Source organism: Streptomyces sp. NPDC101776, from assembly GCF_044766845.1.
Lineage (GTDB): Bacteria > Actinomycetota > Actinomycetes > Streptomycetales > Streptomycetaceae > Streptomyces.
Genome location: NZ_JBIWMV010000019.1, coordinates 171,242 through 193,333, shown reverse-complemented (window position 1 = coordinate 193,333; position 22,092 = coordinate 171,242). Strand labels below are relative to the sequence as shown.

General features: G+C 69.4%; 20 protein-coding genes. 9 read left to right on the top strand and 11 right to left on the bottom strand.

All coding sequences use genetic code 11. From position 1 onward, the window contains the following. The first annotated feature begins 207 nt into the window (after positions 1 to 207). The 5 genes from ACIRRY_RS40495 to cseC all read left to right on the top strand — a co-directional run bounded on the left by ACIRRY_RS40495 (position 208) and on the right by cseC (position 4,873). Positions 208 to 1,170 (top strand): A/G-specific adenine glycosylase, encoded by a 963-nt coding sequence (locus tag ACIRRY_RS40495; protein ID WP_403983368.1) that lies wholly within the window; start codon positions 208 to 210, stop codon positions 1,168 to 1,170. Between the two features lie 299 nt (positions 1,171 to 1,469). After that, positions 1,470 to 2,009 (top strand): SigE family RNA polymerase sigma factor, encoded by a 540-nt coding sequence (locus ACIRRY_RS40490; RefSeq protein ID WP_019064956.1) that lies wholly within the window; start codon positions 1,470 to 1,472, stop codon positions 2,007 to 2,009. Then, complete coding sequence (locus ACIRRY_RS40485) at positions 1,997 to 2,689, top strand: hypothetical protein (protein ID WP_403983367.1); 693 nt, start codon at positions 1,997 to 1,999, stop codon at positions 2,687 to 2,689. Before ACIRRY_RS40490 ends, ACIRRY_RS40485 begins: the two co-directional genes overlap by 13 nt. Before the next feature lie 124 nt (positions 2,690 to 2,813). Continuing rightward, on the top strand, positions 2,814 to 3,521 hold the full coding sequence (cseB, locus tag ACIRRY_RS40480; protein ID WP_403983365.1) for a two-component system response regulator CseB: 708 nt from the start codon (positions 2,814 to 2,816) through the stop codon (positions 3,519 to 3,521). Between the two features lie 44 nt (positions 3,522 to 3,565). Beyond that, positions 3,566 to 4,873 carry a two-component system sensor histidine kinase CseC gene (cseC, locus tag ACIRRY_RS40475; RefSeq protein ID WP_403983363.1) on the top strand — a complete coding sequence of 436 codons (1,308 nt, stop codon included), beginning with the start codon at positions 3,566 to 3,568 and terminating at the stop codon, positions 4,871 to 4,873. 627 nt (positions 4,874 to 5,500) lie between these two features. On the opposite strand, the gene ACIRRY_RS40470 is transcribed toward cseC, so the two are convergent. From ACIRRY_RS40470 to ACIRRY_RS40455, 4 genes are all read right to left on the bottom strand, one after another. Then, positions 5,501 to 6,361, bottom strand: coding sequence for a class I SAM-dependent methyltransferase (locus ACIRRY_RS40470; protein WP_403983361.1), 861 nt, complete (start codon positions 6,359 to 6,361; stop codon positions 5,501 to 5,503). Further along, the gene (locus ACIRRY_RS40465; RefSeq protein WP_403983359.1) at positions 6,358 to 6,792 is read right to left on the bottom strand and encodes a VOC family protein; all 435 of its coding nucleotides are present in this window, start codon (positions 6,790 to 6,792) and stop codon (positions 6,358 to 6,360) included. Before ACIRRY_RS40465 ends, ACIRRY_RS40470 begins: the two co-directional genes overlap by 4 nt. Continuing rightward, on the bottom strand, positions 6,789 to 7,265 hold the full coding sequence (locus ACIRRY_RS40460; protein WP_403983421.1) for a helix-turn-helix transcriptional regulator: 477 nt from the start codon (positions 7,263 to 7,265) through the stop codon (positions 6,789 to 6,791). Before ACIRRY_RS40460 ends, ACIRRY_RS40465 begins: the two co-directional genes overlap by 4 nt. Before the next feature lie 831 nt (positions 7,266 to 8,096). Continuing rightward, a complete protein-coding gene (locus tag ACIRRY_RS40455) occupies positions 8,097 to 9,794 on the bottom strand; it encodes an MDR family MFS transporter (RefSeq protein ID WP_403983357.1) in 1,698 nt (565 codons plus the stop codon). A 128-nt stretch (positions 9,795 to 9,922) separates the two neighbouring features. Between ACIRRY_RS40455 and ACIRRY_RS40450 the strand changes: the two genes are divergently transcribed. Continuing rightward, a complete protein-coding gene (locus tag ACIRRY_RS40450) occupies positions 9,923 to 10,531 on the top strand; it encodes a TetR/AcrR family transcriptional regulator (protein ID WP_403983419.1) in 609 nt (202 codons plus the stop codon). A gap of 29 nt (positions 10,532 to 10,560) precedes the next feature. On the opposite strand, the gene ACIRRY_RS40445 is transcribed toward ACIRRY_RS40450, so the two are convergent. Next, positions 10,561 to 11,142, bottom strand: a complete 582-nt coding sequence (locus ACIRRY_RS40445) for a M23 family metallopeptidase (protein WP_403983355.1) — start codon at positions 11,140 to 11,142, stop codon at positions 10,561 to 10,563. Between the two features lie 505 nt (positions 11,143 to 11,647). Here ACIRRY_RS40445 and ACIRRY_RS40440 point away from each other — a divergent pair. Both ACIRRY_RS40440 and ACIRRY_RS40435 read left to right on the top strand, forming a co-directional pair. Next, positions 11,648 to 12,265, top strand: coding sequence for an HAD family acid phosphatase (locus ACIRRY_RS40440; protein ID WP_403983353.1), 618 nt, complete (start codon positions 11,648 to 11,650; stop codon positions 12,263 to 12,265). Positions 12,266 to 12,330: 65 nt separating this feature from the next. After that, positions 12,331 to 15,366: an NACHT domain-containing protein gene (locus tag ACIRRY_RS40435; protein WP_403983351.1), complete on the top strand. Its 3,036-nt coding sequence runs from the start codon at positions 12,331 to 12,333 to the stop codon at positions 15,364 to 15,366. Positions 15,367 to 15,446: 80 nt separating this feature from the next. On the opposite strand, the gene ACIRRY_RS40430 is transcribed toward ACIRRY_RS40435, so the two are convergent. Beyond that, positions 15,447 to 17,978 (bottom strand): ATP-dependent Clp protease ATP-binding subunit, encoded by a 2,532-nt coding sequence (locus tag ACIRRY_RS40430; protein ID WP_329255289.1) that lies wholly within the window; start codon positions 17,976 to 17,978, stop codon positions 15,447 to 15,449. A gap of 442 nt (positions 17,979 to 18,420) precedes the next feature. Between ACIRRY_RS40430 and ACIRRY_RS40425 the strand changes: the two genes are divergently transcribed. Continuing rightward, a complete protein-coding gene (locus ACIRRY_RS40425) occupies positions 18,421 to 19,068 on the top strand; it encodes an SCO3374 family protein (protein ID WP_403983349.1) in 648 nt (215 codons plus the stop codon). Here ACIRRY_RS40425 and ACIRRY_RS40420 read toward each other — a convergent pair. From ACIRRY_RS40420 to ACIRRY_RS40400, 5 genes are all read right to left on the bottom strand, one after another. Then, a complete protein-coding gene (locus ACIRRY_RS40420) occupies positions 19,047 to 19,382 on the bottom strand; it encodes an Lsr2 family protein (RefSeq protein WP_043685387.1) in 336 nt (111 codons plus the stop codon). The genes ACIRRY_RS40425 and ACIRRY_RS40420 overlap by 22 nt on opposite strands. Before the next feature lie 224 nt (positions 19,383 to 19,606). Continuing rightward, the gene (locus ACIRRY_RS40415) at positions 19,607 to 20,140 is read right to left on the bottom strand and encodes an amino-acid N-acetyltransferase (protein ID WP_019064250.1); all 534 of its coding nucleotides are present in this window, start codon (positions 20,138 to 20,140) and stop codon (positions 19,607 to 19,609) included. Between the two features lie 9 nt (positions 20,141 to 20,149). Then, positions 20,150 to 20,563 (bottom strand): BlaI/MecI/CopY family transcriptional regulator, encoded by a 414-nt coding sequence (locus ACIRRY_RS40410; RefSeq protein ID WP_403983347.1) that lies wholly within the window; start codon positions 20,561 to 20,563, stop codon positions 20,150 to 20,152. Between the two features lie 122 nt (positions 20,564 to 20,685). Beyond that, the gene (locus tag ACIRRY_RS40405; RefSeq protein ID WP_403983345.1) at positions 20,686 to 20,865 is read right to left on the bottom strand and encodes a hypothetical protein; all 180 of its coding nucleotides are present in this window, start codon (positions 20,863 to 20,865) and stop codon (positions 20,686 to 20,688) included. Positions 20,866 to 20,912: 47 nt separating this feature from the next. Beyond that, positions 20,913 to 21,551: a hypothetical protein gene (locus tag ACIRRY_RS40400; RefSeq protein WP_403983417.1), complete on the bottom strand. Its 639-nt coding sequence runs from the start codon at positions 21,549 to 21,551 to the stop codon at positions 20,913 to 20,915. Positions 21,552 to 22,092: the final 541 nt, after the last annotated feature.

The window sequence follows — 22,092 nt, the reverse complement described above, 5'->3', positions numbered from 1 at the left end:
ACCCCGCCTGGAATGGCCCGGGATGGACCACGAGCCGGCAGCCGCCGACGAACCGGGAGCGGGCCGTGGCGGTACGGCGCAGCCCGCCGCGTACCCGGCACCAACCCGTTCAGCCATGTCGACGAACAGCGGGGCCCAACCAGCGGCGGGCTCGCCGTACCGACACGCCCCCGACCCCCCACCGGCCGTGGCAGGATCGGAAACGCCATGACTGCGCCCACGAAACCCCCGCACACCACGCCCGCCACCGCGCCGGCCACACCCACCACCACACCGGCGACCGCACCGGACGGAACCCACCTCCACACCCCGGTCATCGACTGGTTCGAGGACAACGCCCGCGACCTCCCCTGGCGCCACCCCGACGCCGGCCCCTGGGGTGTGATGGTCAGCGAGTTCATGCTCCAGCAGACCCCGGTCAACCGCGTCCTGCCGGTCTACGAGCAGTGGCTCGCCCGCTGGCCCCGCCCCGCCGACCTCGCCAAGGACGCCCCTGGCGAAGCCGTCCGCGCCTGGGGCCGGCTCGGCTACCCCCGCCGCGCCCTGCGCCTGCACGGCGCCGCCACCGCCATAACGGAACGGCACGGCGGCGACGTCCCCACCGACCACGCCCAGCTCCTCGCCCTGCCCGGCATCGGCGAGTACACGGCCGCCGCCGTCGCGTCCTTCGCCTACGGCCAGCGCCACGCCGTCCTGGACACCAACGTCCGCCGCGTCTTCGCGCGCGCGGTCACCGGCACCCAGTACCCCCCGAACGCCACCACCGCCGCCGAACGCAAGCTCGCCCGCGCGCTGCTCCCCCAGGACGAGGGGACCGCCGCCCGCTGGGCCGCCGCGTCCATGGAGCTGGGCGCACTCGTCTGCACGGCGAAGAACGAGACGTGCCACCGCTGCCCGATCACCGCCCAGTGCGCCTGGAACCTCGCCGGCAAGCCGGAACACGAGGGCCCGGCTCGCCGCGGCCAGACGTACGCCGGCACGGACCGCCAGGTCCGCGGCAAGCTCCTGGCCGTACTCCGCGAAGCGCACACCCCCGTCCCGCAGTCCGCGCTGGACCGCGTGTGGCACGAACCGGTGCAGCGGGCGAGGGCGCTGGACGGACTGGTGGCGGACGGACTGGTGGAACCCCTCCAGGACGGCCGGTACCAACTCCCCGCGACCCGCGCCTGACACACGGTCAATTCACAGCCACGCCCGCCACCCCCAGCCGCATCACAGTCCACACCCAGCTCCCGCAACACTCCGGCAACGCCTAAATAACCCCATACCCACCCCAATAACCCCGCCCCCTTACCCCGGACCTACTTCCGTTACACAACCGACGGACAGCCGAGCGCTCCCCGCAGGCTGCTCCGCACAGCTCCGTGACAACCCCTCCGTAGCTTCATTCCTGTGCCGCAGACCGGCGGGACGCAGCAAAGGACAACCGGCAGCAGGCGGGTCGGAAACGGGGATGGAGGCGGTTGATCATGGCGCAGGGCGAGGTGCTCGAATTCGAGGAGTACGTCCGCACCCGACAGGACGCGCTGCTGCGCAGTGCCCGCCGGCTGGTGCCGGACCCGGTCGACGCACAGGACCTGCTCCAGACGGCGCTGGTACGGACGTACGGCCGCTGGGAGACCATCGAGGACAAGCGCCTCGCGGACGCGTATCTGCGCCGCGTCATGATCAACACGCGGACCGAGTGGTGGCGGGCCCGCAAGCTCGAAGAGGTCCCCACCGAGCAGCTGCCGGACGCGAGCGTCGACGACGCGACCGAACAGCACGCGGATCGGGCGCTTCTTATGGACATCATGAAAGTTCTCGCTCCGAAGCAGCGCAGTGTGGTCGTCCTGCGACACTGGGAGCAGATGTCCACCGAAGAGACGGCCGCCGCCCTCGGCATGTCGGCCGGTACGGTCAAGAGCACGCTGCACCGGGCGCTCGCCCGGCTCCGGGAGGAGCTGGAGGCCCGCGACCTGGACGCACGCGCGCTGGAGCGTGAGGAGCGGGAGCGTTGCGCGGCCTGAGCGACGACACCCCTGGGCCCGGTCCGAGCCACGGCGCTCCCGGGCCCGGCAGGGTGCGCGGAAGCCTGGAGGCGGCGTTCACGGCGATGGTCGTACTCGCCGCCCTCGCCCTTCTGGTGTCCGGCTGCGCCACGGGCGGCACCGGCGCGCGTGACGAGGGCCCGGCGCACTCCGACTCGGTGGCGGGTGTCGCGGAGGCGTCCGCTCCCACCCCCTCCGCGACCGTCGACGACCATGTGGACGCGGTCAAGCTCGTGATGGACGACCCGAAGGTCTCGGCGGCGGTCAAGCACGAGCTGAAGCCGTGCGTCGCCGACGAGTACGCGGTCGACGTGTCGTACGGAGAGCTGACCGGAGGCCCCGCGAACGACGTCGTCGTCAACGTGATGACCTGCGGCGATGCGGTGGGGATCGGCTCGTACGTGTATCGCGAGACGGGTGGGACGTACGAGAATGTGTTCAAGGCCGAGGAACCCCCGGTCTACGCGGAGATAGACCGCGGCGATCTGGTCGTCACCAAGCAGGTGTACGAGAAGGGCGACCCGGTGTCGAGTCCCTCCGGTGAGAACGTGATCACGTACCGCTGGACCACGGGCCGCTTCGTCCAGGAGTACAGCACCCACAACGAGTACAGCAACGCGGTCGGGAGCGACGCCTCGCCCGCCCCGAGCGGTAACTGAACCGTCCGGACCGTGGCGCCGGTGAACCGATCGGGTGGCCCGATCCGATCCTTCGGTGAACGCGGACGCCCCTTCCGGCGTCCCATGCTTGAGAACGACCCACACGAGGACTGAGAGCACCGGGATGGCAGACCAGACCCACGTCCTGTTCGTCGAGGACGACGACGTCATCCGCGAGGCCACCCAACTCGCCCTGGAGCGGGACGGCTTCGCGGTCACGGCGATGCCCGACGGGCTGTCGGGCCTGGAGGCGTTCCGGGCGAACCGCCCCGACATCGCGCTCCTCGACGTGATGGTCCCCGGCCTGGACGGCGTGAGCCTGTGCCGCCGGATCCGGGACGACTCGACGGTCCCGGTGATCATGCTGTCGGCGCGCGCCGACTCGATCGACGTCGTGCTCGGCCTGGAGGCGGGCGCGGACGACTACGTCACGAAGCCCTTCGACGGCGCCGTCCTGGTCGCCCGCATCCGCGCCGTGCTGCGCCGCTTCGGCCACGCGAGCGGCGGCGACCGTACGGCGGACGCCGACGCGGCCCCGGTCGGCGGCGGAGTGCTGACCTTCGGCGATCTGGAGATCGACACCGAGGGCATGGAGGTGCGCAGGGCCGGACAGCCGGTCGCGCTGACACCGACGGAGATGCGCCTCCTGCTGGAGTTCTCCTCGGCGCCGGGCACGGTCCTGTCCCGCGACAAGCTGCTGGAGCGGGTGTGGGACTACGGCTGGGGCGGTGACACCCGGGTCGTGGACGTCCATGTGCAGCGGCTGCGGACGAAGATCGGCCAGGACCGGATCGAGACGGTCCGCGGCTTCGGCTACAAGTTGAAGGCCTGAGCAGGGGTATGCGGGGGAATTCACGGCGCGGGGTCCCGTCGTTCATGGACAGAGCGGGCATCCGTACGGGCCTGAGATGGAAGCTCAGCGCGGCCATCGCCCTGGTCGGCACGCTGGTCGCGATCGCGCTGAGCCTGGTGGTGCACAACGCGGCCCGGGTCTCGATGCTCGACAACGCGCGCGACCTCGCGGACGAGCGGGTCCAGATCGCGCAGCGCAACTACGAGCTGTCCGGCCGGCCGAACTTCCCCAGCATCAAGATCGACGACCCGAGCCTGCCGCCGGCGCTGCGCGAGAAGGTCGCGGAGGGCCGGCGGGCGACGTACGTCACCGACCGGCCGCACGGCGTGCCGGACATCTGGGCGGCCGTACCGCTCAAGGACGGCCATGTGATGTCCCTGCACACCGGGTTCACCGACCGCAGCACGGACATCCTCAAGGATCTCGACCAGGCCCTGGTCATCGGCTCGATCGCGGCCGTGCTCGGCGGCAGCGCGCTCGGTGTGCTGATCGGCGGCCAGCTCTCACGCCGGCTGCGCAAGGCGGCGGCCGCGGCGAACCAGGTCGCGAAGGGCGAGACGGACGTACGGGTGCGGGACGCGATCGGCGGGGTCGTACGGGACGAGACCGACGACCTCGCGCGCGCGGTGGACGCGATGACGGACGCGCTGCAACAGCGCCTGGAGGCGGAACGCCGCGTCACCGCGGACATCGCGCACGAACTGCGCACCCCGGTGACAGGCTTGCTGACCGCGGCCGAACTACTCCCCCCGGGCCGCCCCACCGAACTGGTCCTGGACCGCGCGAAGGCGATGCGCACGCTCGTCGAGGACGTGCTGGAGGTCGCCCGGCTCGACGGGGCGTCCGAGCGGGCCGAGTTGCAGGACCTCATGCTGGGCGACTTCGTGAGCCGCCGGGTGATCGCCAAGGACCCGGACGCGGTGGTGCACGTAGTGCACGAGTCGGAGGTCACGACCGACCCGCGCCGCCTGGAACGCGTCCTGTTCAACCTCCTCGCCAACGCGGCCCGGCACGGCAAACCGCCGATCGAGGTCTCCGTCGAGGGCCGGGTCATCCGGGTCCGCGACCACGGCCCCGGCTTCCCCGAGGAACTCCTCGCGGAGGGCCCGAGCCGCTTCCGCACCGGCAGCGAGGACCGCGCGGGCCACGGCCACGGCCTCGGCCTGACCATCGCGGCCGGCCAGGCCCGCGTCCTCGGCGCCCGCCTGACCTTCCGCAACGTACGCCCTGCGGGCGCCCCGGACCACATACCGGCGGAGGGCGCGGTCGCGGTGCTGTGGCTGCCGGAGCATGCGCCTACGAGTACGGGGAGTTATCCGATGCTGCCGTAGCCTCCGGCGGGTGGGCGGTGGTTGGTGGGCGGTGCGGTTGTGATTCTCGGCGGCTGTTCGGTGTTTTGGTGGCCGGGGGGTGTTGTGGCTCTTGGCGGCTGTCCGGTGATTGGCGGCTGGTGCGGTTTTAACTCTCGGCGGTGGTTGGGTAGTTGGTGGCCGAGGGGGGTTGTGGTTCTCGGTGGTTGTTCGGTGGATCGTGGCTAGGGGTGTTGTAGCTTTCGGCGGTCGTTCGGTGGTTGATGGCCCGTGCTGCTGGTAACTCTCGGCGCCCGGGGCAGTGGTTGGTGACCGATGCCGTTTGGCTCTCTACTGCTGTCCGGTGCGTGGTGACCGGTGCTGTCGTAACTCCCGGCGGTCGGGCGGTGGATGGTGGCCGGTGCTGTGTAGCTCTCCACGGCTGTCCGGTGCGTGGTGACCGGTGCTGTCGTAACTCCCGGCGGTCGGGCGGTGGATGGTGGCCGGGGGTTGTAAGTCTCGGCAGCCGGGCGGTGGTTGGTGGCCTATGTCCTTGCAACTCTCGGCGCCCGGGCGGTGGTTGGTAGCTGCTGCTGTTGTTGTAGCTCCCGGCGCCTGGGCGGTGGTTGGTGGACGGTGTCGGTGTAACTCTCGGCGGCTGCTGAACCCTCACACCCTCGCGACCATCACCTCCTCGCCCCGGGACGGCGCCGCCCCGTCCGGGCGGGCCGTGAAGTACCGGTCGGTGAGTTCCGTGGCCGGGACGTGGCGTACCTCCCGGAATCCGCATTCGCGTCCCAGCTCCAGCAGTTGTTCCGGGGTGAAGAAGCTCAGGAACGGGGTGCCCGCGGCGCGAGCTCCCCGCACCGCGACCTCCAACTGCGCGCGCTGCTCCGGCTCCACGTCGTCCACGGGTCGTAGGAACGTGGTGACCAGGGTGGAGCCCGGGGCGAGGCCGGCGACCCGGCGGAACATGGTGGTGATCGCGTCCAGGGTGAGGTACATGGTCACGCCGGTCGCCGCGACCACGGCCGGACGCCCGGAATCGAGGCCGGCGGCGGCGAGTTGCCCCCACCAGTCACCCTCGAAGTCCACCGGCACGAACCGCAGCCAGTCCGGGACGCCGAACCCCAGCTCTGTCAGCCGGCGCCGTTTCCAGGCCTGGGTGCCGGGCCGTTCGACCTCGAACACCCGGAGTTTCGCGCCGAGTTCGGGCCGCCGCTGGGCGAAGGTGTCGAGGCCGGCGCCAAGGATGACGTACTGCTCCACTCCCCTCCCGGCCTGCTCCTCCACCACGTCCTCGACGAAGCGGGCCCGCGCCACGATCGACGCCCGGATCCGCAGCGTGGCCTCGACGTCCATGTCGGGACGCTTCCGCCAGTCGTCCCCGGGGTCGGCGAGCCGCAGCCCGACCTCGTCATCGAGCACGTGCGGCGGCGGATCGGCCTGGACATGGAGGGCCCGCCACAGGGCGACCCGCACGGCCGTGTGATCCGGCTCGACCTCTGCCACCGGCGGCTCCGGGCTCATCCGAAGTCCTTCGAGAAGTCCAGTTCCTCGCGGCGCTCGGTCAGCGAGTACCAGTTGCCGCTGTCGTCACGGAAGATCGCCTCGATGCCGTACGGCCGCTCCGTCGGTTCCTGGAGGAACTCGACCCCGCGGGCCTTGAAGGTGGCGTGGTCACCGCGGCAGTCGTCCGTGGTGAACGCCCCGGCACCCAACACCCCTTTACTGACCAGCTTCTTGAGCGCCTCGGCGGACTCAGGATCGAGACCGGGGCCGTCCAGGCTCATCAGCGTGAGGGCGAGGCCGGGTTGGTTCTTCGCGCCCACGGTGACCCACTTCATGTCGCCCATCGAGATGTCGTCGCGGACCTCGAAGTCGAGTTTCTCGGTGAAGAAGGCCTTGGTGCGCTGCTGGTCGAGGGTCCATACGGTGCTGATGCCCAGCCCTTGGATCATGGCTCCGCACTCCTGTCGGACGAGTCGAGTGGGGTTGCTTCCCGCTCATCACCGTAGGCAGGGCGGGCGGCGCGACGCTTCTTCAAAGTTGCGGTGGGGAAACCGCCGGCCCACAGCATCGCGTAGCACCCGGGGATGAGCGCGGCCCCGCGGCCCACGTGCTTGGTCCGGTACTCGCTGGGTGTCAGCCCGGTCCGCGCCTTGAAGCGGGTCGAGAACGTACCGAGACTGCTGAAGCCGACCAGATGGCAGATCTCCGTGACCGAGAGATCGGCGCCGCGAAGCATCTCCTCGGCCCGCTCGATCCGGCGATGCGTCAGATACTGGCCCGGCGTCTCGCCGTACGCCTCCTTGAAGGCCCGTATGAAGTGGTACCGCGAATATCCGGCATGCGCGGCCACCACGCCCAGATCGAGCTCCGGCTCGGCCCAGTCGCGGTCCATGGCGTCCTTGGCGAGACGCAACTGCCGCATTTTGTCCATGAACCCGATGGTGGCACGCGGCACTGACATCGATACGGGTAAGCAGCTCCTGGTGCTCGTGGCACTGGCACTGGCACTGCCGACTACAGCCCCGGCCAGCCCGAGTCAGCGGGCCCGGCGGTTCGTTGGACAGCGACCGGCCCGCCCATCCCGGCGGTTCGTCAACACCGACCGGCCCGCCCATCCCGGCGTTCCGGTCCTTGCCGACTCCGGCCCACCCATCCCGGCCTTCCGACCCTTGCCGACTCCGGCCCAACCATCCCGGCGTTCCGGTCCTTGCCGACTCCGGCCCACCCATCCCGGCCTTCCGACCCTTGCCGACTCCGGCCCAACCATCCCGGCCTTCCGACCCTTGCCGACTCCGGCCCAACCAACCCACCCCTCCGACCCTTGCCGACGCCGGCCCGACCAACCCACCCCTCCGCCCCTTGTCGACGTCAGCCCTCCCCATCCAACCCACCCGCGCCGTGTCGACGCCGCCCCTCCCCATCCAGCCCACCCGCGCCCTGTCGACGCCGCCCCGCTCATTCCAGCCCGTCCGACCCCATCAACCCGCCCGGCTCAATTCAGCCCGTCCGACCCCATCAACCCCGCCCGGCTCAATTCAGCCCGTCCGGCGTTTGAGGACGAGGCCCCTTCAGGGCCGACGGGGGTCCGGGGGCGGAGCCCCCGGCAACGGACCCGCAGCCGAACCCAGGACCCGCACGGGACCCGCCCGGCACCCGCATGCCCCCCTCGGCCGAACCCAGACCCCACAGACACACGAAGAAGGCCCCCCGTGGCGGACACCAACCGGGGGACCTTCAGCTCACTCTCGGCAGATCAGACGGCCTCGACGATCGACGCCGGAGCCACCGTTCCCGTACCCGCTTCCCCGCCAGGCCCAGACGCAGTCGGCCCCGCCCCCTTCAGCGGAACCTCCTTCACGAACACCGCGGCCACCAGCGCGATCACAGCCACCACAGCGCCCAGCAGGAACGCGGAGTGGATACCCGCGGACACCGCGTGCTGATACGCCTCCCGGGCCACCGCCGGCAACTTCGCCAGACTCGCCGCGTTCAACGTCGCGGACTGCTCGGTCACCTTGGAGCCGAGCGCTCCGGCCCGCTCGGACATGACGTCCTGGACCCGGTTGTTGAACAGCGCGCCCATGATGGCGACACCGAACGAGGAACCGAGCGTACGAGACAACGTGCTGGTGGAGGACGCGACGCCCATGTCCTTCATCTGCACACTGTTCTGCGCTACCAGCATGGTGATCTGCATCAGGCAGCCCATGCCGAGACCGACGACGGCCATGTACACACCGGACATGACCCGGGTCGTGTCCGTGTCCATGGTGGAGAGCAGGTACAGGCCCACCACCATCAGCACACTGCCGACGACGGGGAACACCTTGTACTTACCGGTGTTGGTGGTCACCCGCCCCGCGACCATCGAGGTCACGAGCATCGCGCCGAGCATCGGCAGAAGCAGCAGCCCGGAGTTGGTCGCGGACGCGCCCTGCACGGACTGCTGGTACAGCGGCAGGAACAGCGTCGCGCCGAACATCACGAACCCGGTGATGAAGCCGATGATCGCCATCAGGCTGAAGTTGCGGCTGCGGAAGATGTGCAGCGGTACGACCGGCTCGGCGGCCTTGGTCTGCCAGAACACGAACCCGACGAGCGCGGCCACACCGAGCCCGATCAGTTCCATGATCCGCGCGGAGGTCCAGTCGTACTGCGAACCGCCCCACGTGGTGACGAGCACGATCGAGGTGATGCCGACGGTCAGCAGCCCGGCGCCCAGATAGTCGATCCGCGCCTGCGACCGCTTCTTCGGGAGATGCAGTACGGCACTGATCGCGGCCAGCGCGATGACGCCGAGCGGCAGGTTGATGTAGAAGGACCAGCGCCAGCCCCAGTTGTCGGTGATGGTGCCGCCGACCAGCGGTCCGCCGATCATCGCGAGCGCCATGACGCCGGCCATCATGCCCTGGTACTTGCCCCGCTCACGCGGCGGGATGAGGTCACCGATGATCGCCATGACGCCGACCATCAGACCACCGGCACCGAGACCCTGGATGGCCCGGAAACCGATCAACTGCCCCATGTTCTGCGCCATACCGCTCAGCGCGGAACCGGCGAGGAAGATCACGATCGAGGTCATGAAGGCGCCCTTGCGCCCGTACATGTCACCGAGCTTGCCCCATACCGGGGTCGAGCTGGCGGTGGCGAGCGTGTAGGCCGTGACGACCCACGACAGATGCTCCAGCCCGCCCAGCTCACCGACGATCGTCGGCATCGCCGTACCCACGATCATGTTGTCGAGCATCGCGAGCATCATGGTGATCATCAGCGCGAGCAGGACGACCCGCACGCTCCTGGGCTGTTTCCCGTCAGCCCCCGCCTCGACCGCGCCGGCCCCTGCCGAGACCGCGCCGGCCCCCGTCTCAACCACGCCCGAACCCGAAGCTGAACCCGAACCCGACCCGGGATCCGCCCCTGGCCCGGTCTCCACCGTCTGTGTGTCCGCCATCTTTCCCACTCCCCTGAGTACCGCTACCGTCCGGCTACTTACTTGCCGCCCGGCTAGTTGACTACACTCAGGGAAAGTAGACCCGTAACTAGCCGGGCGTCAAGTAAGTTTGCTGGAGCATGAGACGAATGGGCGGCACCATGGACGGCACCAAGCGGCAACGTCGCGGAGACACCCGCCAGCGCATCCAGGACGTGGCGCTCGAACTCTTCGCCGAGCAGGGCTACGAGAAGACCTCGCTGCGCGAGATCGCCGAGCACCTGGACGTCACGAAGGCGGCGCTCTACTACCACTTCAAGACCAAGGAAGAGATCCTGGTCAGCATCTTCGAGGACCTGACCCGGCCGATCGAGGACCTGATCGAGTGGGGCCGCGACCAGCCGCACACCCTGGAGACCAAGCAGGAGATCGTACGGCGCTACGCCGTCGCGCTCGACGGCGCGACCCCGCTGTTCCGCTTCATGCAGGAGAACCAGGCGACGGTACGGGACCTGCGCATCGGCGAGCGCTTCAAGGAGCGGATGCGCGGCCTGCGGGAGATCATGATCGACCCTGATACGAGCCTGGTCGACCAGGTCCGCTCGCTCAGCGCGATCTTCACGCTGCACGCCGGCATGTTCGCCGTGCAGGACCTCGAAGGCGACCCCGAGGACAAGCGCAAGGCCGTCCTGGAGGTCGCCACCGACATGATCACGCAGGCCCACGCGGGCACGAAGCCCGCTCGGGACGGGTCCTAGACGCGTCCTGGACGAGTCCTGGACGGGCCCTAGACGGTCACGCCCTTGCCGCGCAGGAACTTGACCGGGTCTATGGCCGAGCCGTAGTTCGCGGTCGTACGGATCTCGAAGTGCAGGTGGGGGCCGCTGGAGTTGCCGGTGTTGCCGGACAGCGCGATGTGCTGACCGGTGCTGACGACCTGGCCGACCCTCACGTCGATGCGCGAGAGGTGCGCGTACTGCGAGTAGGTGCCGTTGCCGTGCTTGATGACGATGGCGTTGCCGTACGCGGCGCCGTCACCGGCACCGTTGCCGCCGGCCTTGACGACGGTCCCGCCGTGCGCGGCCATGACGTTGGTACCGCTGGCGACGGCGAAGTCCTGACCGCTGTGGGTGGACTGCCACATGCCGCCGGCCTGGGCGAAGGTCGCGGACAGCGTGTACTTCTTCACCGGGTCGACCCAGGAGGCGGCGGTCTTCGCGCTGACCGTCTTCGGCGCGACGGTCGCGGTGGCGGCGCTCGCGACCCCGGTGCCCAGCACGGCGGTGGCCCCCAGTCCGACGGCCAGGACGGCCATCCGGGTGCGGAGCGAAGACGTACGGGAAGAGCGGGACGTGGCGCGCTGGAACATCGGAACCTCACGGGGGACGGGGACAGAAAAGCCACCCGGCACACATACGGCCGCCGGATGGCACGTTCATTGGTAACCCCGGACCCCACGGACCCCCAAACACCTCTTCTACGACGGAACCTAGTACTTCACCACAAAACTTCCACCTTCTTGACAGAGCGCACATGCGTCACGAATCGCCCCCTGGACGGCGAAATCCGTCATTTGGTTCCATGGGTTTCACGAAATAAGTCCTTTTTGCCCTACTCTCGACTTGCCACTACCTCCCCTAGTAGGCCTCGAATCGCCTGTGCGGCTTGTCACCGGCCGGGGCGATCGCCGGTACGGGAAATGTGACCGGGGCTACCTCGAACGGGCCGTTCCGGCATCAAGTCCCCGTCAGGTGGACGCAGACCCCTATACACCTACCGTCCAGTAACCCTACGGTTCCCCTCACGCCACCCGCGCCCGCGAGCATGCCTTCCGCACCGGCAGCCGCACAGACGTGAGAGGAACCCCCACCCCCATGACGAGACGACGCCCCTGGGCTCGCCGTACCGCCATAGCCGCCGCGACCGCGGCCGCCCTCACGGCACTGACCGTCCCCGCGGAGGCCGCGACGACGAGCAGCGCCGCCACCACGGCCGCAGCCGTCGACTACACGACCTGGCAGACGGACTGCCAGACGGTGATGAACCAGGCCCTGCCCTACCTGAAGCAGCGGATCGCGGACACCAGGCCCGGCGAGAAGCAGGCGATCGTCTTCGACATCGACAACACCACCCTGGAGACGGACTTCGGCTTCAGCTGGCCGCAGCCCGCCAACAAGCCCGTGCTCGCGGTCGCCGAGTACGCCCAGGAGCACGGCGTTTCGCTGTTCTTCGTGACGGCCCGCCCCGGCATCATCTACCTGCCGACCGAGTACAACCTCGAACACGACGGCTACGACGTCGACGGCCTCTACGCACGTGGCCTCCTCGACCTCTTCAAGGACGTCGCCGCCTACAAGACCGCCCAGCGCGTCGACATCGAGAACAAGGGCTTCACGATCATCGCGAACATCGGCAACAGCGCCACCGACCTGTCGGGCGGCCACGCCGAGAAGACGTTCAAACTGCCCGACTACGACGGCCAGTTGTCCTAGTCGTACGGTCACCGCCGGATCGTCGATAGGCTCCATCCGTATCCCAACGGCTACGGGGGTGGCGGATGGAGCCCGCGGTACTCGGCGGCAAACTGGCGTCCAGCCTGATCGCATCGCTGGTCAAGAGACTGTTCGTGGCGGACGGCCCCGGCGCGGGCCTGGTCGACAAACCGGTCCGCCTCTCCTCCCTCGTCTCCTTCAGGGGCGAGAAGCGGAGGCTGGACGACAAGGACATCCACAGACTCGCCCGGCACTTCGTCCAGCAGGCGATGGACTCCCCCGGCGAACACCCCTTCCTTGCCGCCGAACAGACCGCCGTGGCCGACGCGTTGGCCCGCCGACTGCTCGCCCTCGGCGACCTGGACATGGACGACGTCCAGGCCGTACGACTCGGACAGCGGGAGCTGGCACGGCAGTTGAAGCACCGCGCCCCGGCCCCCGACGGACTCTCCACCGACGCCGGCCACTTCCTCGACTCGGCGACCGAATGGGCCTGCCTCCAGATCCTGGAGTTCTTCACCCGCCGCTCCACCTTCGTCGCCCGCACCCTCGTCGAGCAGACCCGCAGCCAGGCCGAACTGATCGCCCGCGTCGACGAGTTGATCGCCCGCACCCCACGCCCCGGCACCCAGGACCGCGCCTTCGAACGCCGGTACCTCCCGTACGTCGCCGAGCGCCACAACCACATCACCATCTACGGCATCGATCTCCGCGACTCCCCCGACCGCTGGCCCCTCGAAGTGGCGTACCTGAGCCTGGAGGCGACGGCGACGGAGGACCGGCAGCTCCCCGACGAACACCCCGGCGCCGCCCTCACCGTCCAACTCCCCGCCGAGGAGGCCCTGTCGGCCCACGACCGGGTGCTGCTACGGGGCGACGCGGGGTCCGGCAAGACGACGCTGGTGCAGTGGCTCGCGGTGACGGCGGCGAGGGACGGCGACCGCATCCCGTACGTCCTCCCCCTGCGCACCCTGATCCGGGCCGGCCAACTCCCCTCCCCCGCGGGCTTCCTGACCGCCACCGGCTGCCCCCACTCCCCGCCCGAGGGCTGGACCGAACGCGTCCTGACCGCCGGCCGGGGCCTGATCCTCGTCGACGGCCTCGACGAGATCCCCTCCGCCGACCGCCACCGCACCCGCGACTGGCTCCAGGCCCTGATCCGCGCCTTCCCGGGCAACCGCTGGCTCCTCACCTCCCGCCCCACCGCCGTACGCCCCGACTGGCTGGCCCCCGAGGGCTTCCGCGAACTGACCCTGGCCCCGATGCGCCGCCCCGAGGTGAAGACCTTCGTCGAACGCTGGCACACGGCGGCGGACGCCCCGGAGTACGAGGGCCCCCTCCTGGACTCCCTCCACACAAAACGGGACTTGGCACGGCTCGCCACCAACCCCTTGATGTGCGGCCTGATCTGCGCCCTGCACCGCGAACGCCGGGGCTATCTCCCCACGGGCCGCAAGGAGTTGTACGACGCGGCCCTCACGATGCTGCTGGCCCGCCGGGACCGGGAGCGGGGCATGGGGACGCTGGAGGGCACCGAGCTGGGCGAGGAGGCCCAGCTGGAGATCCTCCAACGGCTGGCGTACGCGCTGGTGTTGAGCGGCCGCACGGAGATGGACGTGGAGACGGCCGAGGGGATCGTGGAGCGCAGCCTGCCGACGGTGGCGGGGCAGGGCGATGCCCGGACGGTACTGCGAGACCTGCTGCTGAGAAGCGGCCTGCTCCGCCAACCCGCCGATGGTGTCGTCGACTTCGTCCACCGCACCTTCCAGGACTATCTGGGCGCGCGGTACGCGGTGGAGGAGGGCCACCTCGACGTCCTCACCAGCCGCGCGGACGACAGCCAGTGGGAGGACGTCATCCGCATGGCCGTCGCCCATGCCCGGCCGCGCGAACGGGTCGTACTCCTACGGCAGTTGCTGGCCCGGGAGGAGCCCCGGCTGACGTTGCTGGCGCTGGCGTGCCTGGAGCATGCGACGGCGTTGGATCCGGGGGTGCGGGCGGAGGTCGAGAGCCGTTCCGCCGCGCTGATCCCACCGCGCACGACGGCGGACGCGCACACGCTGGCGGATGCCGGGCCGCTGGTGCTGGAGCTGTTGCCGGGGCCGGAAGGACTGACAGCGGAGGAGGCGCGCTGCGTCACCGAGACCGCCTCGATCCTGGGCGGGCAGGAACCCACGGGCGCCCTGGCGGTGCTGCGCCGCTTCCGCGATCACCCGTCCTTCGACGTACGGCGTCAACTCGCGGGCACCTGGGACCGGTTCGACACCACGGAGTACGCGGTCGAGGTGCTCGACCACCTGCTCCGGGACGGTCTCTTCCTGCGCTGCGCATCGCCCGGACAACTGGCGGCACTGCGCCTCATGCGGCCCTGGCAGCGGTTGACGGTCAACGGCTCGCCCGAGCTGAGCGACGTCGCCGACGCCGTCCGTGATCCGGACGCGCTCGATCTCCTGAGTCTTGAGCACCACACCGGAGAGTCCACCCTGGCCGAGCTGGCGGTCTTCCGGAACCTGCGCGCGCTGTGGCTGCAGGACTGCTTCGGCGTCCGGGATCTCACCCTCCTGTCCGAACTGCCGCTCACGGAGCTGGCGTTCAATCAGATCGGCTCCCCGTCGGGCCTGTCGGCTCTGCACGGGCTCACCCGGCTCTCCCTGGACCAGAGGTTCCAGGACGGGCACCTGTCCGACCAGCTGCCCCTGGACGCACCTCTGGAATACCTGTTCCTGGGCCAGCAGACGCTGGCCGCCACCGGCCTGCGCGGTCTGGAGAGCTGGCCGACGCTCACCGAGCTGAGCGTCGCCAGGCCGGCCGTTCTGAGCGCCGCGGACTGGGGACAAGTGGAACGGCTGCCCGTGCTGCGGACCCTGGTCCTGAACGCGTCCCTCAACCACTACGCCGTGGAGTTCATGCCGGAGCTGCCCTCCGTCGAATCCCTCCGCGTGCCCTCCCAGCGCAAGCCCGACAGATACTTCCGCATCCTCGCCTCCCGCCTGCCGGGCCTGCGGACGGTGACCCTCAAGACACCCGGCAGAAGGGGTGTCCCGCTCGACACCTACGCGGAATTCTTCCCGACCGCCGAAGTAACCGACGACCGCCTCTGACCCGGCCCCGGACAAACGAAAGGGGCCGGTGCCAAAAGCACCGGCCCCTTTCTCAGCCGTAGGACCCGAACCGCTGGGCCTTACGCCTCCTTGCTCAGATTCGGACCCGCGCCACCGGCGGCGGCGTCCTCGATCGGCGGGACGTCGGGAAGCGCCGACTTCTCCTCACCCCGGAAGGTGAAGGTCTTCGCCTCGCCCTCGCCCTCCACGTCGACGACCACGATGTGGCCGGGACGCAGTTCGCCGAAGAGGATCTTCTCCGAGAGGGTGTCCTCGATCTCGCGCTGGATCGTGCGCCGCAGCGGACGCGCGCCCAGGACGGGGTCGTAGCCCTTCTTGGAGAGGAGCTCCTTGGCGGCCGAGGAGAGCTCGATGCCCATGTCCCGGTCCTTGAGGCGCTCGTCCACCTTGCCGACCATCAGGTCGACGATCTTGAGGATGTCCTCCTGCGTCAGCTGCGGGAAGACGACCACGTCGTCCACGCGGTTGAGGAACTCGGGGCGGAAGTGCTGCTTGAGCTCGTCCGAGACCTTGTTCTTCATGCGCTCGTAGTTGGACTTCGTGTCACCCGTGGCCGCGAAGCCCAGGTTGAAGCCCTTCGAGATGTCACGGGTTCCAAGGTTGGTCGTCATGATGATGACCGTGTTCTTGAAGTCCACGACGCGGCCCTGGGAGTCGGTCAGGCGACCGTCCTCCAGGATCTGCAGAAGGCTGTTGAAGATGTCCGGGTGGGCCTTCTCGACCTCGTCGAAGAGGACGACCGAGAACGGCTTGCGGCGGACCTTCTCCGTGAGCTGGCCGCCCTCTTCGTAGCCCACGTATCCGGGGGGCGAACCGAAGAGCCGCGACACCGTGTGCTTCTCGCTGAACTCCGACATGTCGAGGGAGATCAGCGCGTCCTCGTCACCGAAGAGGAACTCGGCGAGCGCCTTGGACAGCTCGGTCTTACCGACACCCGACGGGCCCGCGAAGATGAACGATCCACCGGGACGCTTCGGGTCCTTGAGGCCCGCACGCGTACGACGGATCGCCTTCGAGAGCGCCTTGACGGCGTCCTTCTGGCCGATGACCCGCTTGTGGAGCTCGTCCTCCATGCGCAGCAGACGCGAGGACTCCTCCTCGGTCAGCTTGAAGACCGGGATGCCGGTGGCGGTCGCGAGGACCTCGGCGATCAGCTCGCCGTCGACCTCGGCGACGACGTCCATGTCGCCGGCCTTCCACTCCTTCTCCCGCTTGGCCTTGGCGGCCAGGAGCTGCTTCTCCTTGTCGCGGAGGGAGGCGGCCTTCTCGAAGTCCTGCGAGTCGATCGCGGACTCCTTGTCGCGGCGGACGCCGGCGATCTTCTCGTCGAACTCGCGCAGGTCCGGCGGCGCGGTCATCCGGCGGATGCGCATCCGGGAGCCGGCCTCGTCGATCAGGTCGATCGCCTTGTCCGGCAGGAAGCGGTCCGAGATGTACCGGTCGGCCAGCGTGGCGGCCTGCACGAGCGCCTCGTCCGTGATGGAGACACGGTGGTGGGCCTCGTACCGGTCGCGCAGACCCTTGAGGATCTCGATGGTGTGCGGCAGGGACGGCTCCGCGACCTGGATGGGCTGGAAGCGGCGCTCGAGAGCGGCGTCCTTCTCCAGGTGCTTGCGGTACTCGTCCAGCGTCGTCGCACCGATGGTCTGCAGCTCACCGCGGGCCAGCATCGGCTTCAGGATCGAAGCGGCGTCGATGGCGCCCTCGGCGGCACCCGCACCGACCAGCGTGTGCAGCTCGTCGATGAACAGGATGATGTCGCCGCGGGTGCGGATCTCCTTGAGGACCTTCTTCAGGCGCTCCTCGAAGTCACCGCGGTAGCGGGAGCCGGCGACCAGCGCGCCGAGGTCCAGGGTGTAGAGGTGCTTGTCCTTGAGGGTCTCGGGCACCTCGCCCTTGACGATGGCCTGGGCGAGGCCCTCGACGACGGCGGTCTTGCCGACGCCGGGCTCACCGATCAGGACCGGGTTGTTCTTCGTGCGGCGGGACAGCACCTGCATGACCCGCTCGATCTCCTTCTCGCGCCCGATGACCGGGTCGAGCTTGGACTCACGAGCGGCCTGGGTGAGGTTCCGGCCGAACTGGTCGAGGACCAGGGACGTCGAGGGGGTGCCCTCCGCGGGGCCGCCGGCGGTGGCGGTCTCCTTGCCCTGCTGGTAACCGGAGAGCAGCTGGATCACCTGCTGCCGCACACGGTTGAGATCAGCGCCCAACTTGACCAGGACCTGGGCGGCGACGCCCTCGCCCTCACGGATCAGGCCGAGCAGGATGTGCTCCGTGCCGATGTAGTTGTGGCCCAGCTGAAGGGCCTCGCGGAGCGACAGCTCCAGGACCTTCTTGGCACGGGGGGTGAAGGGGATGTGCCCGGACGGGGCCTGCTGCCCCTGCCCGATGATCTCCTCCACCTGCTGGCGGACCGCCTCGAGCGAAATCCCGAGGCTCTCCAGGGCCTTAGCGGCGACACCCTCACCCTCGTGGATGAGACCCAGGAGGATGTGCTCGGTGCCGATGTAGTTGTGGTTGAGCATCCGGGCTTCTTCCTGAGCCAGGACGACAACCCGCCGCGCGCGGTCGGTGAACCTCTCGAACATCGTTAATCGCTCCTCAGAGCGGTCAGGCAGTAAGGGGACGCTCCCCTCCCTGTCCTTCCGCAGCTTAGTCCCGCAAGCGGGGACCGCTCATTCCAACTGCCGACACCGGACCGAGAACCAACACTGCCTCCTGAACCGTAACGCCGACATCTGCTCCAACCTGATGGTGCGAGACGATGTTCCCGCAGGCCAGGCAGTTACCCTCACCATGAGTACGCCGATGGCGAACGTGAGACGCCCTTTTCTGCGTGTCGCCCCCTCCCACTAGGGATTGTCTTACCCGTACGGACTGACACTCCATGCCGTTCGCACCGGTTCCCTCCGCTACGGGCGAACAACCTTGCACGGCCAGGCACCCCCGAACGCCCTCATTTCCCGTACCCAGCGCATTCGTTGGACCACCCAGCGTAACTCCCGGCCCGCTTCGGCGGTTGCTCTTGGCATGGTTGGCACAGTCCCCCCTCTCGCCACGGTCCCGCTCCCCCGCCGCCCGCTCGATCCGCACGACCGGCAGCGGCACTGGTACGAGAACGAACTGGGGTGGCGCACGGTGCCCGGAGAGCCGCTACGGCTCGTCACGGGCCTGCGGTTCGACGTCCTGGACGTGCCGGTCGAGGCCGGCGTCGCGGCGCTGTGGCGGCTGGGTCCGGACTCTCCGGTGGCCGTACGGGGCGACCGGATGCGACTGCTGGTGGCCGCGGGCAGCGCGGAGGAGCTTCCGGGGCTGCTGGACTGGCTGGAGTGGGGCGCTCTGGCGCCGACGCTGGATCTGGTGGCGCTCGGCGCGGACGGGCACATGGAGGCGCCGTCGCTCCCCGGGGCGAGGCCCACAGGGGCACCACAGCCCGGCGCGGGGTCCGCGGAGGGGCAACCGCTTCCCGCGGGCGGCTCCCGTCCCTTGCAGGGGGCCGCCGTGTGGCTGCGACCCCCCGAGCCGGGGTGCGAGGTCGAGGCCTCGCTGCCGGCGATGCCGGCCGTGGGGGGCGTGGGGAACACCCCTGATCTCGTACGACTTGTGGACACGGTGGCCACACAGTGCCACCGGGTACGGCTGCGGCGCTCGTGCGCTCAGCCGTTGGCCTTCTCGTAGGCCTCGCGAATGGCCGCGGGAACACGGCCGCGGTCGTTCACGTCGTGGCCGTTCTCCTTGGCCCACGCGCGAATCTGCGCGGTGTCCTGACTGCCGCCGGTGGCGGCACGCGCCTTTCCGCGACCACCCGAAGCACGGCCACCGGTACGGCGCCCGCCCTTCACGTAAGCCTCGAGAAGTCCACGGAGCTTGTCCGCATTCGCGGTGGTGAGATCGATCTCGTACGTCTTGCCGTCCAGCGCGAACGTCACCGTCTCGTCCGCCTCGCCGCCGTCGAGGTCATCGACAAGAAGGACCTGAACCTTCTGTGCCACCGGATTTCCTTTCATCGATTTCTTGCGGGCCTGGGGTCTGCGGCGTCCGCCGTTTCGCCGTCCCTTGTTATATGCAGTACTGCAGTACGTCGGAAAGCAAACCGCTTTTGCTGGAAAAACACAAACCCCTGGGAGAGACCGACTGGCCTCCCCGGTCCAGAAAGATGCGCGTTTCGGACATAGGGAACCTGGGCAGGGCGAGCAGACCGAATTGAGGGCCGCGATCACAGATGCAGAAGCATCCGGCTGTTGCCCAAGGTGTTCGGTTTCACTCGTTCGAGCCCGAGGAACTCCGCCACGCCCTCGTCATAGGAACGCAACAGCTCCGCGTAGACATCGGTGTCGACCGGCGTCTCACCGATCTCCACGAAGCCGTGCTTCGAGAAGAAGTCCACTTCGAAGGTGAGACAGAAAACGCGACGAACGCCTAGCCAACGAGCCGTGTGCAGCAACTTCTCCAGCAACTGATGACCCACACCGGCACCCTTCAAGCCCGGCTTCACCGCGAGAGTGCGGACTTCCGCGAGGTCTTCCCACATGACATGCAGTGCCCCGCAGCCGACGACCTCGGCGTTGTCGTCCCGTTCGGCGACCCAGAACTCCTGGATGTCCTCGTAAAGAGTCACCGTCGCTTTGTCGAGCAGGATGCGACCGCGGACGTAGGCGTCAAGGAGTCGGCGCACCGCCTCGACATCGCCGGTCCGGGCCCGCCGGACGGTGATGGCTTTCGCGGTGACTTCGGGGTGCTCTGCTGACATGAGCGGACGCTATCGCCCGCCGCCCGTGGGCGCGGAGCCGGGGTTCTGGACGCCATCCGCGGGTTCGGGTGTTTCCGGTCCCTGGACGATGCGTACGGCGCTGCGCAGGGCCTCGCGCTGTTCGTCGCTCATCATCCCGAAGAAGGCGACGAGAGCGGCCGCGGGGTTGTCGCTCTGGGACCAGGCGTCGTTCATCAGGGCGGCGGAGTAGGCGGCTCGTGTGGAGACCGCCTCATATCGATAGGCCCGGCCTTCCGCCTCGCGACGCACCCAGCCCTTCTGATGGAGATTGTCCAAAACGGTCATCACCGTGGTGTACGCGATGGACCGTTCCTGCTGAAGGTCTTCCAGGACTTCTCGAACGGTCACCGGGCGGTTCCACTTCCACACCCGCGTCATGACCGAGTCTTCGAGTTCTCCCAATGGGCGAGGCACAGCTCAGAACCATAGTGGAAAAGTAACAAAAAGGGCGTACGACTCGGAAAGCACGCGTACGCGTGCGGGAGTCGTACGCCCTGGAAGGCGCCGTCGAAATCGGGGAAGGCTCAGGCGTCGGTGGCCGAAGTGGCCTGGCGGGCGCTCTCCGCGCGCGCGATGGCGGCGTCGACGGCCGCGTCCTCCTTGGCCTTCATGGCCCCGCCCTGGGTCTTCACGATGACCCGGATCAGTCCGATGAAGAACACGGCCATGACGACCGGGGGCACGAGCGCGGAGACATAGTCCATGTCTCCAGAGTAGCCACGGGCCCCCGGGGCGACGGGGCGGGGTCGGTTCAGCCGGCGGCGAGTTGCTGCGGCGGGTTCGTGGCGGGCGGTGCCGGTTTGCGCCGGGGGAAGACCTCGCCCGGGGTGGGGACGGGCCGGGACGGCTTGGGCGCGGCGGGCGCGGGCGTGGGCGCCGGCCGCTCCACGGGCTTGCGCACGGGGTCCTTGGCGTCCTCCCCGACAGGCTCTCCCAAGGCGACGGAGAGGCCCCCGGGAAGCGCCAGGAGGCGGGTGCGCGAGGCGGGGACGGTCGGGGTGGCGGGCCGGGCTGTCGTACGACGGGCCAGACGCGCGCGTACGTCCTGTTCGGCGAGGGTGAGGCAGCGGTCCAGGAGCACGGCGGCGGACGGGTTCCCGCGCAGCGCCCGCAGTGCGGAGAGGTCGTCGACGTCCGGGCGGTACCCGGCGCCGAGCGCCTCCTCCAGGAGGGTGAGGTACCCGGCGGTGGTGCCGGGCAGGGCGGCGCGGTATCGGGCGAGGTCGGCGACCAGGAAGGCACGCAGCCGGACTCCCTCGCGTACCGCCTCGTCGAGCGATTCGGCGAGCCGGAGACAGTCCTGGACGTCCTCGGCCGAGGCGGTTCTGGGCTGGAGGGCGAGGGCGAGAGCGCGACGGAGCACACGCAGCTCCTCCGCACCGAACGCCATGCCGCCGCGGGATCCGTATGGCGTGGGCATGCGGCGACGATACGCGCTAATCAGACAAATTCGACATAGGGGGTGGGTGTGGCGCGGGGTTTTCGCCCGGGGGGGGGCGGGCAGCAGTGGCTCCGGGGTGCACGGGGAGCCGGACTGCGACCGGTGCTACGGCTCTGTCGCGGGCGGTAGCTGTCGTCGGGCGCGGCGGCCCCGTGCGGGCGGACGCGGCGCCGGCCATCTCGCGGGCGGCGCGCGCGAGATGTCGGCGGGGCTCCGCCCGGCGGTGCTACGGCTCCGTCGGACGTGACGGCACCCTACGCGGCACTTCTCGGGCACGCGCCTGGGCGACGCCAGCGGGGGTGGGGCGCCGCCCCTGCGTACCAAGCCGCCGCACGCACGGCGGTTGTCGACGGGCGCTGCGACATCGTGTGGGCGCCAGCGGCGCCGACACCTCGCGGGTACGTGCCTGAGCGGCGACGACGGGGCGGGGCGCGCCTGGCGGAACTACGGCCCCGTTGCGTACGCGGCAGCGCATTCAGGCGCGGCGGCG